Annotated in this window: 18 protein-coding genes; all 18 read left to right on the forward strand. The window is 56.5% G+C overall.

Going from position 1 to position 13,916, the window contains the following annotated elements:
* Window positions 1-4 precede the first annotated feature (4 nt).
* Entirely contained in the window at window positions 5-805 is an 801-nt protein-coding gene (mlaE, locus tag KHU29_RS08255; RefSeq protein WP_211452372.1) for a lipid asymmetry maintenance ABC transporter permease subunit MlaE, read from the forward strand.
* A 178-nt stretch (window positions 806-983) separates the two neighbouring features.
* On the forward strand, window positions 984-1,457 hold the full coding sequence (gene mlaD / locus KHU29_RS08260) for an outer membrane lipid asymmetry maintenance protein MlaD (RefSeq protein ID WP_211452326.1): 474 nt from the start codon (window positions 984-986) through the stop codon (window positions 1,455-1,457).
* Entirely contained in the window at window positions 1,454-2,188 is a 735-nt protein-coding gene (locus KHU29_RS08265; RefSeq protein ID WP_211452327.1) for an MlaA family lipoprotein, read from the forward strand. The genes mlaD and KHU29_RS08265 overlap by 4 nt, the downstream gene beginning before the upstream one ends.
* 137 nt (window positions 2,189-2,325) lie before the next feature.
* Entirely contained in the window at window positions 2,326-2,955 is a 630-nt protein-coding gene (locus tag KHU29_RS08270; protein ID WP_211452328.1) for an MlaC/ttg2D family ABC transporter substrate-binding protein, read from the forward strand.
* A 17-nt stretch (window positions 2,956-2,972) separates the two neighbouring features.
* Window positions 2,973-3,266, forward strand: coding sequence for an STAS domain-containing protein (locus tag KHU29_RS08275; RefSeq protein WP_211452329.1), 294 nt, complete (start codon window positions 2,973-2,975; stop codon window positions 3,264-3,266).
* 200 nt (window positions 3,267-3,466) lie between these two features.
* Entirely contained in the window at window positions 3,467-4,420 is a 954-nt protein-coding gene (locus KHU29_RS08280) for an ABC transporter ATP-binding protein (protein WP_211452330.1), read from the forward strand.
* Entirely contained in the window at window positions 4,420-5,175 is a 756-nt protein-coding gene (locus KHU29_RS08285; RefSeq protein WP_211452373.1) for an ABC transporter permease, read from the forward strand. Before KHU29_RS08280 ends, KHU29_RS08285 begins: the two co-directional genes overlap by 1 nt.
* A 67-nt stretch (window positions 5,176-5,242) precedes the next feature.
* The gene (locus tag KHU29_RS08290) at window positions 5,243-5,485 is read left to right on the forward strand and encodes a BolA family protein (RefSeq protein WP_211452331.1); all 243 of its coding nucleotides are present in this window, start codon (window positions 5,243-5,245) and stop codon (window positions 5,483-5,485) included.
* A gap of 69 nt (window positions 5,486-5,554) precedes the next feature.
* A complete protein-coding gene (gene murA / locus KHU29_RS08295; protein ID WP_211452332.1) occupies window positions 5,555-6,805 on the forward strand; it encodes a UDP-N-acetylglucosamine 1-carboxyvinyltransferase in 1,251 nt (416 codons plus the stop codon).
* Complete coding sequence (gene hisG, locus KHU29_RS08300) at window positions 6,802-7,449, forward strand: ATP phosphoribosyltransferase (RefSeq protein ID WP_211452333.1); 648 nt, start codon at window positions 6,802-6,804, stop codon at window positions 7,447-7,449. Before murA ends, hisG begins: the two co-directional genes overlap by 4 nt.
* Window positions 7,450-7,524: 75 nt before the next feature.
* Window positions 7,525-8,862, forward strand: coding sequence for a histidinol dehydrogenase (hisD, locus tag KHU29_RS08305; RefSeq protein WP_211452334.1), 1,338 nt, complete (start codon window positions 7,525-7,527; stop codon window positions 8,860-8,862).
* 22 nt (window positions 8,863-8,884) lie between these two features.
* Window positions 8,885-9,685, forward strand: coding sequence for a DNA-methyltransferase (locus KHU29_RS08310; RefSeq protein WP_211452335.1), 801 nt, complete (start codon window positions 8,885-8,887; stop codon window positions 9,683-9,685).
* Window positions 9,686-9,910: 225 nt separating this feature from the next.
* Complete coding sequence (gene hisB / locus KHU29_RS08315; RefSeq protein WP_211452336.1) at window positions 9,911-10,507, forward strand: imidazoleglycerol-phosphate dehydratase HisB; 597 nt, start codon at window positions 9,911-9,913, stop codon at window positions 10,505-10,507.
* A gap of 120 nt (window positions 10,508-10,627) precedes the next feature.
* Window positions 10,628-11,266 (forward strand): imidazole glycerol phosphate synthase subunit HisH, encoded by a 639-nt coding sequence (gene hisH / locus KHU29_RS08320; RefSeq protein WP_211452337.1) that lies wholly within the window; start codon window positions 10,628-10,630, stop codon window positions 11,264-11,266.
* Between the two features lie 119 nt (window positions 11,267-11,385).
* Window positions 11,386-12,201 (forward strand): 1-(5-phosphoribosyl)-5-[(5-phosphoribosylamino)methylideneamino]imidazole-4-carboxamide isomerase, encoded by an 816-nt coding sequence (hisA, locus tag KHU29_RS08325; RefSeq protein WP_211452338.1) that lies wholly within the window; start codon window positions 11,386-11,388, stop codon window positions 12,199-12,201.
* Window positions 12,198-12,962, forward strand: coding sequence for an imidazole glycerol phosphate synthase subunit HisF (hisF, locus tag KHU29_RS08330; RefSeq protein ID WP_092356093.1), 765 nt, complete (start codon window positions 12,198-12,200; stop codon window positions 12,960-12,962). Before hisA ends, hisF begins: the two co-directional genes overlap by 4 nt.
* On the forward strand, window positions 12,959-13,354 hold the full coding sequence (gene hisI / locus KHU29_RS08335; protein ID WP_092414185.1) for a phosphoribosyl-AMP cyclohydrolase: 396 nt from the start codon (window positions 12,959-12,961) through the stop codon (window positions 13,352-13,354). Before hisF ends, hisI begins: the two co-directional genes overlap by 4 nt.
* A 150-nt stretch (window positions 13,355-13,504) precedes the next feature.
* Complete coding sequence (locus KHU29_RS08340; RefSeq protein WP_211452339.1) at window positions 13,505-13,882, forward strand: phosphoribosyl-ATP diphosphatase; 378 nt, start codon at window positions 13,505-13,507, stop codon at window positions 13,880-13,882.
* Window positions 13,883-13,916: the final 34 nt, after the last annotated feature.

Raw genomic sequence — 13,916 nt, forward strand, 5'->3', positions numbered from 1 at the left:
TGATATGCTGGATGCTGCAACTAAATTTGTAACCAATTCTCTTGCCGCAACGGGGCGTACCTTGCGCGAGTCGATTACCGGCCTGGGTGCGGCCGCGCGGATGTTTTTTGCGATCTTGCGCGCCTCTACCAGCCTCTGGCGGCGCCCCCGGCTGATTACCGACCAGATCCATTTCATCGGTAATTACTCGCTGATCATTATTGGCGTATCGGGATTGTTTGTCGGCTTCGTGTTGGGTCTGCAGGGGTATTACACGCTCAATAAATATGGTTCCGAACAGGCGCTGGGTTTGCTGGTGGCGCTGTCGCTGGTACGTGAGCTGGGACCGGTAGTAACGGCGCTGCTGTTCGCCGGCCGCGCCGGTACTTCCCTGACTGCGGAAATCGGCTTGATGAAAGCGGGTGAGCAATTATCGGCAATGGAAATGATGGCGGTCGACCCTATGCAAAGGGTGGTGGCGCCGCGTTTCTGGGCCGGTGTGGTGGCAATGCCGATGCTGGCGGCCTTGTTCAGCGCGCTGGGCATATTCGGCGGCTACCTGGTCGGGGTCAGGCTGATCGGCGTCGATGAAGGCGCGTTCTGGTCGCAAATGCAGGGCGGGGTGGATGTTTGGCAAGATATCGCTAATGGCGTCTTGAAAAGTATTGTATTTGGCGTCGCAGCGACTTTTGTCGCAGTATGGCAAGGATATGAAGCAATGCCGACACCGGAAGGTGTTTCCAGGGCAACTACGCGCACCGTGGTGATTTCCTCGCTGGCGGTATTGGCGCTGGACTTCCTGCTGACAGCTTTGATGTTTAATTGATTAGCTGCGTTGATTGACTGCGTTGATTAGCTGCGTTGATCAGTCGCGTTGATTATTTGCGCTCAAAGTAGTCTGTAGCAGCGCGCGATCGCGGTGCGCTTTCGCGGAGCGCTTTACTTCTCGTTACTATTTTCTTGGGGATTATTCGCCTCAAGTGGTATTTTTAAGGTGATGAATCATGCAACAAAAAACCGTAGACGTATGGGTAGGCATATTTGTGTTGGTCGGGATACTGGCTTTGGGTTTTCTGGCGCTGAAAGCCGGTAACCTGAGCAGCTCTACGTTCAACAAGACTTATCCGGTATTGACTAAATTCGACAATATCGGCGGTTTGAAAGTGCGCGCTTCGGTCAGAAGCGCCGGAGTAGTGGTCGGGCGGGTGGCTGCGATTAATTTCGACGACAAGAATTTCCAGGCGGTGGTGACCTTGAATCTGGACCAGCGTTACCAGTTTCCAGAAGACAGTTCGGCTAAGATCCTGACCGCAGGCTTGCTGGGCGAGCAATATATCGGTATCGAACCAGGCGGCGCCACCAAGAACCTGGCTGCCGGCGACCGTATTAAATTAACACAATCTGCAATTGTGCTGGAGAACCTGATCAGCCAGTTCTTGTACAGCAAAGCTGCAGATGTAAAGGATACAGAACAATGAGAATCATGAACCGTCTGGGCTCGCTGGCCCTGGTTGCAACGCTGGCCGGCTGTGCCACCGCAAGCAATCCGCAAGACCCGCTGGAGGGCTTTAACCGTGCCATGTTCAGCTTTAACGATACACTTGACAAGGTTGCTCTGAAACCAGTGGCTACCGCTTACCGTTCCTGGCTGCCGAGCTTTGTCCAGACCGGGGTCAACAATTTCTTCGGTAACCTGGGTGATGTCTGGAGTTCGGTTAACGGCTTCTTGCAAGGAAATGTTGCAGACGGTACATCGGACGTGATGCGGGTTGCGGTTAACTCGACGCTCGGCCTGGGCGGTTTGCTGGATATCAGTTCGGAAGCGGGTTTGCAGAAGCACAACAAGGATTTCGGTCAGACCCTGGGCAAGTGGGGCGTCGGCTCCGGCCCTTATCTGGTGCTGCCGCTGTTCGGGCCATCGAATATTCGTGATGCTGCAGCGTTGCCGGTGGATATGTATGGCGACATATGGTCATACAAATATCCGGTGCGCTGGCGCAATACCGGTTCCGTGGTACGTTTGATCGACAAACGCGCAAATCTGCTGGATGCCGGCGATCTGCTGGAAGAGGCGGCCCTGGACAAGTATGAGTTCATGCGCGATGCGTATACACAGCGCCGTCAAAGCCAGATCCGCGGCAACGCTGACGACAACGACACCGGGAACAAGGCAGATAAGCCAGCCAAGACCAAGTCGACCGATGAATAACGCTTGACGATTGAGGAGTGGATTGTGGGCGCCGGTTGGAACCGACGCTTGAAATTGCCGTCTTAGGACCGATATATAACGCGTCTGAGCGTCCTCTCATCTTCTAACAACTACTTACTAAGATTGTTAAAACATATATGAAAATTTTTAAAAAATACCTGGCGCTGTCGTTGACTGTCGGCAGCCTGTTATTCACCGCAGCGGCACAGGCGCAAGAAGCACCTGACGCGCTGGTCAAGCGTATCAGCCAAGACGTGCTGGATACTGCCAAGAACGACAAAAACATCCAGAGCGGCAATCAGCAACGCATCCTGACGCTGGTCGAGGAAAAGATCATCCCGTATGTCGACTTTGAGCGCATGACTTCGCTGGCAGCCGGCCGTTATTGGCGTGATGCAACTGATGACCAGAAGAAACAACTGATCACCCAGTTCCGCAGCTTGCTGATCTATACCTATTCCGGTGCCCTGTCGCAGGTACGCGACCAGAAGATCGATTTCAAGCCGATGCGCGGCGATCCGGCCGATAGCGACGTCGAAGTGCGTTCCCAGGTGATCCAGCCGCGCGGCGAGCCGATCCAGCTGAATTACCGCATGGAAAAAGCTGGTACAAGCTGGAAAATTTATGATGTCAACGTGTTGGGGGCTTGGCTCGTTGAATCATACAAGGGTACGTTTGCCTCTGAAATCGGCAGAACCGGTATCGATGGCTTGATCAAGGTGCTGGCGGACAAGAACAAGCAGCGCGCTGCTCGCGGCCTCAAATAATCTGTTGATTGAATATCATGTTCAGACCTTCTCACTCGCTTACCGTCGGTAACGCCAAAGTCACTCTGGAAGAGGGCTTGCGCGCGATCGCCGGGGGCGAGACCGAGATTGACCTGAGTGAAGTGGTGGCGGTCGATTCGGCCGCCGTTGCTACTTTGCTGGCATGGCAATGTGCCGCCCTGAATCAAGGGCTGGCCCTGCATTTTTCCAGTTTGCCCGCCAATCTGGAAAGCCTGATCGACCTGTATGGCGTGACCGAATTGTTGTCACCTGCGACGGTGATTGTTGCCGCCAGTACACTGCATCATTGAGCTTTACCTCTCCCCTCCTTCTTGGTATGCCGGGTTTGTCGTTGTCGCCCGGCCCTCGCAGCAAAAATCCAATATAATCAAGGGTTACGCCACTTATCTGGATCCAGGATGGCTTCAGAGACGGAATCGGCAGCAGAATCGTCAACGAATCGTCAACATTGTTGCGGCGTCCCCAATTGAACAATATTTAGCAAGGCACCATGGCGGCCATTCAAATCACCAACGTCAAGAAACGTTACCAGTCTTTGCAGGCGCTGGGCGGCGTTTCCCTGACCATCGAAGAAGGCGAGTTCTTCGGTTTGCTAGGCCCTAACGGCGCCGGTAAAACCACCCTGATTTCGATCATTGCCGGCCTCAATCGGCCGGATTCCGGCAACGTCACGATCCACGGCCACGATGTCGTCAGCGACTATCGCGCTGCGCGCCGCAATCTTGGCGTAGTGCCGCAAGAGCTGGTGTTTGATCCGTTTTTCACGGTGCGCGAAACCTTGCGCATGCAGTCTGGCTATTACGGCCTGAAGAATAACGACAAATGGATCGACGAGGTGATGGAAAACCTCGACCTGACCAACAAGGCCGATACCAATATGCGCGCGCTGTCGGGCGGCATGAAGCGGCGCGTACTGGTAGCGCAAGCGCTGGTGCACAAGCCGCCGGTGATCGTGCTGGATGAGCCGACCGCCGGGGTCGACGTCGAACTGCGCCAGACTTTATGGCGCTTTATTTCACGTCTGAACCGCGAAGGCCACACCGTGGTCCTGACCACGCATTATCTGGAAGAAGCGCAGGAACAGTGCAACCGCATCGCCATGCTCAAGCTGGGGCAGGTGGTGGCGCTCGATACCACCTCCGCGCTGATCAAACGGATTGCCGGTTCGCAGTTGCTGATCCAGTTGTCCGGTGGCAGCCTGCCGCCGGCTTTGCAACACCTGGTGCTGCATGCAGACGGCGGCAAGTTCGCTTTGCGCGTCAATGAATATGGCGATGTCGAACCGATCCTCGCCTCCCTGCGCCAGTCCGGCGCCGTGATTGAAGACATGCAGCTGCAACAGGCTGACCTGGAGGATGTATTCCTGCAGATCATGGATAGCAAGGTCAGCGCCAACGGTTTCAACGTCTACGCAGACGAATACAACGCAGGCGGTGTCAAATGATGGTTGGTTTCCAAACGCTGTTTTACAAGGAAGTGCTGCGCTTCTGGAAAGTCGCGACGCAAACCGTCGGCGCGCCGATCCTGACCGCCTTGCTGTACCTGCTGATTTTCGGCCACACGCTGAAAGATCACGTCGAAGTTTATCCGGGCGTGCAGTACACGGCGTTCCTGATTCCCGGCCTGGTCATGATGAGTGTGTTGCAAAATGCCTTCGCCAATACCTCGTCATCGTTGACACAGTCGAAAATGACCGGCAATCTGGTGTTTGTCCTGTTGCCGCCGTTGTCGCACTGGGAATGGTATGGCGGCTATGTGCTGGCCTCGGTGGTGCGTGGCGTTGCGGTCGGTTTCGGCGTATTCGTGATCACGGCCTGGTTTGGCAATCTGTCCTTTGTGGCGCCATGGTGGATTGTGATTTTTGCCTTCCTTGGCGCAGCGCTGCTTGGCACCATGGGGTTGATCGCCGGCATCTGGGCGGACAAGTTCGATCAGCTGGCGGTGTTCCAGAATTTCCTGATCATGCCGCTGACCTTTCTCGCCGGCGTGTTTTATTCGATTAAGTCATTGCCGCCATTTTGGCAAGCCGTGTCGCATTTGAATCCGTTTTTTTATATGATCGATGGTTTCCGCTATGGCTTCTTCGGCCAGTCGGATATCAATCCGCTGATCAGCCTGGCGGTCATCTGCATCTCGCTGGCGCTGTTGTCGACTTTGGCGGTGCAGATGCTGAAACGCGGCTACAAGCTGCGCCATTGACCAAGATTAGCCAAGCCATTACGTTTCCGTTCGTTTCCATTTGTTCAGTTAGCCGGTAAAAAATATCATGTTCCCTACACCCGATCTCGTTAAAAGTTATATCGCCGCCGGCCTTGAATGTTCACATCTGGAAGTCGAGGGCGACGGTCAGCATTTCAAGGCGGTGATCGTGTCGGCGGCGTTTGCCGGCAAGCGCCCGATACAGCGTCATCAGATCGTCTACGCTGCGCTGGGCGATCGTATGCGCGAAGAGATTCATGCACTGTCGATGAAGACGCTGACACCAGAAGAATTTCAAGACAATAACTAGAAGTAGGGTGGGCAAGTTTTTTTGCCCACGCTGCAAGATGCAACTAATAAATTTCAGCGAGAAGTAATAATGGATAAATTATTGATACAAGGCGGTAACCGCCTTTCCGGCGATATCACCATTTCCGGCGCAAAAAATGCGGCGCTGCCTATCCTGTGCGCCGGTTTGCTGAGCTCGGACCAGCTGCATCTGAGCAACGTGCCCAACCTGCACGATGTGTCGACCATATTGAAACTGCTGCGCCAGATGGGATTGAAGGCGACCCAGGACGGCCATTTCGTGACGTTGCAAGGCGACGCCATCACCAATCTGGAAGCGCCGTACGAAATGGTGAAAACCATGCGCGCATCGATCCTGGTGCTGGGCCCGTTGCTGGCCCGCTTTGGCGAAGCGCGCGTGTCGTTGCCGGGCGGTTGCGGCATCGGTTCGCGCCCGGTCGACCAGCACATCAAAGGCTTGCAAGCGATGGGCGCGGAGATTTCGATCGAAGCCGGCTACATCCATGCCAAGGCCAAGAAACTGAAGGGTACGCGCGTCGTTACCGACATGATCACCGTCACCGGCACCGAAAACCTGCTGATGGCAGCGACCCTGGCCGACGGCGAGACCGTGCTGGAAAACGCTGCACGCGAACCCGAAGTCACCGATCTGGCTAACCTGCTGGTGGCGATGGGCGCGAAGATCGACGGCATCGGTACCGATCGCCTGACGATTCAAGGCGTGGACAAGTTGCACGGCGCCGAACATGCCGTGATTGCGGATCGTATCGAGACCGGCACCTTCCTGTGCGCGGTAGCGGCAACCGGCGGCGACGTCATGTTGAAGAACACCCGCAGCCACATCCTCGATGCCGTGCTCGATAAATTGCGTGAAGCGGGCGTGATCCTGACTTCCGGTGAAGACTGGATTCGGGTGCAGATGGCGGCGCGGCCTAAGGCAGTCAGTTTCCGCACTACCGAATACCCGGGCTTCCCGACCGACATGCAAGCGCAGTTCATGGCCATGAACAGCATTGCCGAAGGCACCAGCCATGTCACTGAAACGATCTTTGAAAATCGCTTCATGCACGTGCAGGAAATGAATCGCCTTGGCGCTGCCATCGATGTGCAGGGCAATACCGCCATTATCAAAGGCGTCGACAAGCTGGTCGGCGCACCGGTCATGGCGACCGACTTGCGCGCCTCGGCTTCGCTGGTGATCGCCGGTCTGGTGGCGCAGGGCGAAACCCTGATCGAGCGTGTTTATCATCTGGATCGCGGTTACGACCAGATGGAACGCAAGTTGTCGGCGGTCGGCGCGAATATCGAAAGAATCAAATGAGCCAGAAGTTAACCCTGGCCTTGTCCAAAGGCCGCATCTTTGAAGAAACCTTGCCGTTGCTGAAGGCAGCCGGCATCGAGGTCACCGAAGATCCGGAAACTTCGCGCAAGCTGATCTTGCCGACTAACGATCCGCAAGTGAACGTGATCATCGTGCGTGCTTCCGACGTGCCGACCTACGTGCAATACGGCGCCGCCGATTTCGGCGTGGCCGGCAAGGATGTGCTGCTGGAACATGGCGGCGAGGGCTTGTATCAACCGATCGACCTGGAAATCGCAAAATGCCGCATGTCGGTGGCGGTCTCGGCCGGCTTCGACTACGCCAGCGCGATTCGCCAGGGCGCACGGTTGCGGGTTGCCACCAAATACCTGCTGACCGCGCGCGAACACTTCGCGGCCAAAGGCATGCACGTCGACCTGATCAAATTGTACGGTTCGATGGAACTGGCGCCACTGGTCGGGCTGGCCGATGCGATTGTCGACCTGGTTAGCACCGGCGGCACTTTGCGCGCCAATAACCTGGTCGAAGTTGAACACATCATGGATATCTCATCGCGGCTGGTGGTCAACCAGGCGGCCCTGAAACTGAAGCGCGAACGGCTGCAACCAATCCTGGATGCATTCGAAAAAGCCTCGACGAACTAGACCCGGCTGTAAAGCCCGGCTGCGGCCTGGCGCTGCAACCGGCAAACCAGAAACAACGGACGCAACGGAAGCAACATGAGCATAGCAATCAGAAAACTCGATGCGGCGCAGCCGGATTTCCAGGCGCAGCTGACAGCCGTGCTGGCCTTTGAAGCTGGCGAAGATGAAGCCATCGATCAGGCCGCGGCGCGGATCCTGGCCGATGTCAAAGCGCGCGGCGACGCCGCCGTGCTGGAATACACCAATCGTTTCGATCGCCTCAGCGCCAACAGCGTGACGGCGCTGGAAATCGGCCGGCAGGAATTGCAGGATGCACTCGCGCAGCTGTCGCCAGAGCGCCGCAGCGCCTTGCAAACAGCGGCCGACCGTGTGCGTGCTTACCATGAGCGCCAGAAAACCGAATGCGGTTCGGATGGCTTCAGCTACACCGAAGCCGACGGCACCGTGCTGGGACAGAAAGTCACGCCGCTGGACCGCGTCGGCATCTACGTCCCAGGCGGCAAAGCTGCTTATCCTTCATCGGTGCTGATGAATGCGATTCCAGCCAAGGTCGCGGGCGTGCAGGAAATCATCATGGTGGTGCCGACTCCGGACGGCATCAAGAATCCGCTGGTGCTGGCGGCTGCAGCCATCGCCGGCGTCGATCGCGTATTCACCATCGGCGGAGCGCAAGCCGTGGCTGCGTTGGCCTACGGTACCGCCAGCATTCCGCAAGTCGACAAGATCGTCGGCCCCGGCAACGCCTATGTGGCAGCCGCCAAGCGCCGCGTGTTCGGCACCGTCGGCATCGACATGATCGCGGGGCCGTCGGAAATCCTGGTGATCTGCGACGGCACTACCGATCCCGACTGGATCGCCATGGATCTGTTCTCGCAAGCCGAACATGACGAATTGGCGCAATCGATATTGCTGTGTCCTGACGCCGACTATATCGCCGCGGTGGAAGCCAGTATCAACCGGCAATTGCCGTTGATGCCACGGCACGAAGTGATCCGCACCTCGCTGACCGATCGTGGCGCGCTGATCAAAGTGCGCGACATCGAACAAGCCTGCGAAATCGCCAACCACATCGCTGCCGAGCATCTGGAAATCTCGACCGAGAATCCGCAGCGCTGGGCTGACCGGATCCGCCATGCCGGCGCCATGTTCCTTGGCCGTTTTTCATCGGAAGCGCTGGGCGACTACTGTGCCGGACCGAATCACGTGTTGCCGACTTCGCGCACGGCGCGTTTCTCGTCGCCGCTCGGCGTCTATGATTTCCAGAAGCGTTCCAGCATGATTAACATCAGCGAGGCTGGTGCTCAGACACTAGGCAAAGTTGCGGCGGAACTGGCGTACGGCGAAGGGTTGCAGGCGCATGCGCGTTCCGCCGAGTATCGTTTGCAAAATCGTTTGAAAGACGGTTCGCAATGACAGCGGTCGGGGCGAGTCGGCTATGAGCAACGACTGGATCGACCGCATCTATGGCGAAGACGCGCTGCAAGGTTTGCAGCGTATCCCGGATGGTTCGGTCGATCTGTTGCTGGCCGATCCGCCCTACGGCCTGGGCAAGGATTACGGCAACGATTCCGACAAGCTCGATACGGCCGCCTATTTGCTCTGGACCGAAGAGTGGATCGATGCGGCGTTGCCAAAACTGAAACCGAACGGCAGCCTTTACATTTTCCTGACCTGGCGTTTTTCGCCAGAGATTTTCGTCATGCTGAAGCAGCGCATGATCATGAATAACGAAATCATCTGGGATCGGCGGGTACCATCGATGGGTGGCGGCACCCGGCGTTTTTCCTCGGTGCACGACACCATCGGATTCTTTGCCCGCGCCAAAGACTATTATTTCGACCTTGACGCTATCCGGATCCCCTACGACGCAGAAACCAAGAAAGCCCGTTCACGTTCGATTTTTGTCGGCGCCAAATGGCTGGAGCTGGGTTACAACCCGAAGGACGTATGGAGCGTTTCGCGCCTGCATCGCGAACATCGCGAGCGCGCCGACCATCCGACCCAGAAGCCGCTGGAAATCGTCGAACGGATGATCAAGGCTTCCTGTCCGCCGGGCGGGATTGTGCTGGATCCCTTCATGGGCAGCGGCACCACTGCGGTGGCGGCACGCCGTTGTGGCCGCCGGTTTGTCGGTTTTGAGTTGAATCCGGAGTATTGTGCGTTGATTGAACGGCGCCTGGCCCAGCTGGATAGTCAAAAAACCGACGAACGGCCGCTGGCTGAGCGTTTGGCTTGAATAGCAACACCGATAGAGATTATCAAAGCCGGGATTAGCGGGAAAACATGAAAATGTCGGTAAAATGGCGGTGCGGCTCAAAAGGCCGCACTGATCAAGCTTCACTAGTGACTAGCGGAGAAGCGACAACAATCTAGATCTTAAATCAGATCGTCGAATAATTTAGTACACTTACCTCCACGGCGCCTGTGCGCCATCACATAGCAAATTGGTCTCAAGCTCAACATGTCTACGCCTCGAACTGCATCGATCACGCGCAATACCAACGAGACGCAAATCCGCGTCTCCATCAATCTGGACGGCACCGGCCAGCAAAAGCTGAATACCGGCGTACCGTTCCTGGATCATATGCTGGATCAGATTGCACGGCATGGCTTGATCGACCTGGATATCGAAGCCAATGGCGATCTGCATATCGACGCCCATCACACGGTGGAAGATGTCGGCATTACTTTGGGGCAAGCATTTGCCAAGGCGATGGGCGACAAGAAGGGCATCCGCCGCTATGGCCACGCGTATGTGCCGCTGGATGAAGCGCTGTCGCGCGTGGTGATCGATTTTTCCGGCCGGCCCGGACTTGAATTCCACGTACCGTGGAAGCGCGCCATGATAGGCGGCTTCGACGTCGATCTTACCCATGAATTTTTCCAGGGTTTTGTCAATCATGCGCTGGTATCTTTGCATATCGACAACCTGCGTGGCGAAAATGCCCATCATCAATGCGAAACCGTTTTCAAGGCGTTTGGCCGCGCGTTGCGCATGGCTGCAGAGCTGGATCCGCGTTCCGCCGGCACCATTCCTTCTACTAAAGGCAGCCTTTAAATTTAATGCGGCTGGCGCAGAGCACAAAGGCTTGGGCAGAAACTTAACTACTCGGCTTAACTACTCAGCTTAACTACTCGGATGCTACCCGCTATTCTTTGCCGGACTTGAATCTTTATCATGAACAAAATCGTTGTAGTTGACTATGGCATGGGCAACCTGCGCTCAGTGGCGCAAGCCCTGCGTCAGGTGGCGCCAGAAGCTGAAGTCCTGATTTCCGGTACGATTACCGATATCCGGGCGGCCGACCGTCTGGTCTTGCCCGGCCAGGGGGCCATGCCGGATTGCATGCGCAGCTTGCGCGAATCCGGGCTGCAGGAGGTCTTGCTGGAGGCGGCACGCAGCAAGCCGCTGCTGGGCGTGTGTGTCGGTGAGCAAATGTTGTTCGACGTGAGCGAGGAAGGCAATACGCCGGGCCTCGGCTTATTGCCCGGCAAAGTAGTACGTTTCCGCCTGGACGGCCAGCTGCAAGACGACGGATCGCGTTTCAAGGTACCGCAAATGGGCTGGAATCGCGTTCGCCAGGCACAGCCTCATCCGTTGTGGAACGGCGTTGCCGACCAGGATTATTTTTATTTCGTGCATAGTTACTATGCGGTGCCGGCGGATGCTGCGCATACCTTCGGCGAGACCGAATACGGGGCGGCGTTTAGCTGCGCGGTCGGCCGTGATAATATTTTTGCGACACAGTTCCATCCGGAGAAAAGCGCCAGTGCAGGGTTGCAGTTGTACAAGAATTTTGTGCAATGGAAACCTTGAATTTTTCGAGCGAAACATTTTCCGGTAGCAATCCCGATATTGAATCAGATCCTTATTTAGATCCTTATTCGGCTTCTTATTTAGCTCTTTAACTGACCTTATCTCATACAATTGTAGCCATGCTGCTGATACCTGCCATCGACCTCAAAGACGGTCACTGCGTACGCCTGAAACAAGGCGATATGGACCAAGCCACAGTATTTTCCGACGATCCGGGCGAAATGGCCCGCCATTGGCTGACGCAGGGCGCACGTCGCCTGCATCTGGTCGACCTGAATGGCGCGTTTGCCGGCAAGCCTAAGAACGAACCAGCGGTCAAAGCCATCATCAAGGCGGTACGCGAATTCGCCGTGCTCAACGGCATCGAAGAAATCCCCGTGCAGCTGGGCGGTGGCATCCGTGACCTCGACACCATCGAACGCTATCTCGACGACGGCTTGAGCTACATCATCATCGGTACCGCAGCGGTCAAGAATCCGGGTTTCCTGCACGATGCCTGCAGCGCGTTTCCGGGCCAGATTATCGTCGGCCTCGATGCCAAGGATGGCAAGGTAGCCACCGATGGCTGGAGCAAGCTTTCCGGTCATGAAGTGATCGACCTGGCCAAGAAATTCGAAGATTACGGTTGTGCATCGATCGTGTATACCGACATCGGCCGCGACGGCATGATGGGCGGCGTCAACATCGAAGCCACCGTCAAGCTGGCGCAAAGCATGACGATCCCGGTGATCGCTTCCGGCGGCGTCCACAACGTCCACGATGTGGAAGCATTGTGCGCGGTGCAGGATGAAGGCATCGAAGCGGTGATTTGCGGCCGTTCGATTTATGAAGGCACGCTCGATTTGCGTTCGGCGCAAGAGCGGGCCGACGAGTTGAGCGATGACATGTTCATCGACGAAGACTTATCGGAGCAGCCCGACGCTGACCAGCCATGACGCTTGCCAAACGCATCATTCCTTGTCTTGACGTGACCAACGGCCGCGTGGTCAAGGGTGTCAATTTCCTTGAGTTGCGCGATGCCGGCGATCCGGTCGAAATCGCCCGCCGTTACGATGAGCAGGGTGCCGACGAACTTACCTTCCTCGACATCACCGCTTCTTCCGATAATCGTGATCTGATTTTGCCGATTATCGAAGCGGTTGCATCACAGGTATTTATTCCGCTGACCGTGGGCGGCGGCGTGCGCGCCGTGGAGGATGTGCGTCGTTTGCTGAATGCCGGCGCCGACAAGGTTGGCATCAATACTTCCGCAGTCACCAATCCGCAACTGGTGGCGGATGCCGCGGCCAAATACGGTTCGCAATGCATCGTGGTCGCCATCGACGCCAAGCAGGTCGCGCCGGGCAAATGGGAAGTGTTCACCCATGGCGGGCGCAAGGCCACCGGCCTTGACGCAATCGAGTGGGCGCAAAAGATGGAGCAACTGGGCGCGGGTGAAATTTTACTGACCAGCATGGACCGCGACGGCACCAAGGTCGGTTTCGATCTGGCCCTGACCAGCAGCGTCTCCAACGCCGTGACGATTCCGGTGATTGCCTCCGGTGGCGTCGGCGGCTTGCAAGACCTGGCCGACGGCATCAAGATCGGCCGCGCCGATGCCGTGCTGGCAGCAAGTATTTTCCATTATGGTCAACACACTGTGCAGGAAGCCAAGCAGTTCATGGCGGCACAGCAGATTCCGATGAGGCTAGCATGAGTAGCGTGAGTTGGTTAAACAAGGTGAGGTGGGATGAACACGGCCTGGTGCCGGTGATCGCCCAGGAACTCGGATCGAACGATGTGCTGATGTTTGCCTGGATGAATCGCGACGCTCTGGCAAAGACGGTGGCGCTGGGCGAGGCGGTTTACTGGAGCCGTTCGCGCAAGAAACTGTGGCACAAGGGTGAAGAATCCGGCCATGTGCAGAAAGTGCACGAAATCCGCCTCGATTGCGATGAGGATGTGGTGTTGCTGAAAGTGACCCAGGCCGGCGACATCGCCTGCCATACCGGTCGCCATTCCTGCTTCTTCCAGAAGCTTGAGAGCAGCAGCAATACCTGGGAAGCGGTCGAGCCGGTGTTGAAAGAGCCGGACGATATTTACAAGTAATGAAACAATGCTGCGTCGTCCCCGCGAAGGCGAGGATCCATTTTAGATGCAACATGGATTCTCCACCTTGGTGCCCGCCTTCGCGGGAATGACGAAATCACATTAATTGCACGTGGATATTTATACAATTTAAGCGGATCTGAAGCAATCATGAGTGAAACCCTACAGCGCCTGGCTGCGGTCATCGAATCGCGCAAACCGGCAAACGGCGGCGATCCTGAAACCTCGTACGTCGCGCGCCTGTTCGCCAAGGGCGACGATGCGATTCTGAAAAAAATCGGCGAGGAAGCTACCGAAACCGTGATGGCGGCCAAGGATGCGCGGGTAGACGGCGACGTTTCCCATGTGCTGTATGAATGCGCCGATTTGTGGTTCCACTCGATGATCATGCTGGCCCAGTTCAATCTGACGCCACAAGACGTGCTGCAGGAACTGGCGCGGCGCGAAGGCTTGTCCGGCATCGAAGAGAAAGCCAACCGCAAGCTGACGGCGCGCGAACAGCAAGAAACCGATCCGCGCAAGATCTGAGTCTTTCAAGAATCGTTTAAAACCCGGAGATAAT

Source organism: Collimonas antrihumi (genome assembly GCF_018304965.1).
GTDB classification, from domain to species: domain Bacteria; phylum Pseudomonadota; class Gammaproteobacteria; order Burkholderiales; family Burkholderiaceae_D; genus Collimonas; species Collimonas antrihumi.

What these genes read in the sequence shown, in the direction of transcription:
- mlaE (WP_211452372.1), top strand. Translation starts at nt 5, where the DNA reads ATGCTGGATGCTGCAACTAAATTTGTAACCAATTCTCTTGCCGCAACG.
- mlaD (WP_211452326.1), top strand. Translation starts at nt 984, where the DNA reads ATGCAACAAAAAACCGTAGACGTATGGGTAGGCATATTTGTGTTGGTC.
- KHU29_RS08265 (WP_211452327.1), top strand. Translation starts at nt 1,454, where the DNA reads ATGAGAATCATGAACCGTCTGGGCTCGCTGGCCCTGGTTGCAACGCTG.
- KHU29_RS08270 (WP_211452328.1), top strand. Translation starts at nt 2,326, where the DNA reads ATGAAAATTTTTAAAAAATACCTGGCGCTGTCGTTGACTGTCGGCAGC.
- KHU29_RS08275 (WP_211452329.1), top strand. Translation starts at nt 2,973, where the DNA reads ATGTTCAGACCTTCTCACTCGCTTACCGTCGGTAACGCCAAAGTCACT.
- KHU29_RS08280 (WP_211452330.1), top strand. Translation starts at nt 3,467, where the DNA reads ATGGCGGCCATTCAAATCACCAACGTCAAGAAACGTTACCAGTCTTTG.
- KHU29_RS08285 (WP_211452373.1), top strand. Translation starts at nt 4,420, where the DNA reads ATGGTTGGTTTCCAAACGCTGTTTTACAAGGAAGTGCTGCGCTTCTGG.
- KHU29_RS08290 (WP_211452331.1), top strand. Translation starts at nt 5,243, where the DNA reads ATGTTCCCTACACCCGATCTCGTTAAAAGTTATATCGCCGCCGGCCTT.
- murA (WP_211452332.1), top strand. Translation starts at nt 5,555, where the DNA reads ATGGATAAATTATTGATACAAGGCGGTAACCGCCTTTCCGGCGATATC.
- hisG (WP_211452333.1), top strand. Translation starts at nt 6,802, where the DNA reads ATGAGCCAGAAGTTAACCCTGGCCTTGTCCAAAGGCCGCATCTTTGAA.
- hisD (WP_211452334.1), top strand. Translation starts at nt 7,525, where the DNA reads ATGAGCATAGCAATCAGAAAACTCGATGCGGCGCAGCCGGATTTCCAG.
- KHU29_RS08310 (WP_211452335.1), top strand. Translation starts at nt 8,885, where the DNA reads ATGAGCAACGACTGGATCGACCGCATCTATGGCGAAGACGCGCTGCAA.
- hisB (WP_211452336.1), top strand. Translation starts at nt 9,911, where the DNA reads ATGTCTACGCCTCGAACTGCATCGATCACGCGCAATACCAACGAGACG.
- hisH (WP_211452337.1), top strand. Translation starts at nt 10,628, where the DNA reads ATGAACAAAATCGTTGTAGTTGACTATGGCATGGGCAACCTGCGCTCA.
- hisA (WP_211452338.1), top strand. Translation starts at nt 11,386, where the DNA reads ATGCTGCTGATACCTGCCATCGACCTCAAAGACGGTCACTGCGTACGC.
- hisF (WP_092356093.1), top strand. Translation starts at nt 12,198, where the DNA reads ATGACGCTTGCCAAACGCATCATTCCTTGTCTTGACGTGACCAACGGC.
- hisI (WP_092414185.1), top strand. Translation starts at nt 12,959, where the DNA reads ATGAGTAGCGTGAGTTGGTTAAACAAGGTGAGGTGGGATGAACACGGC.
- KHU29_RS08340 (WP_211452339.1), top strand. Translation starts at nt 13,505, where the DNA reads ATGAGTGAAACCCTACAGCGCCTGGCTGCGGTCATCGAATCGCGCAAA.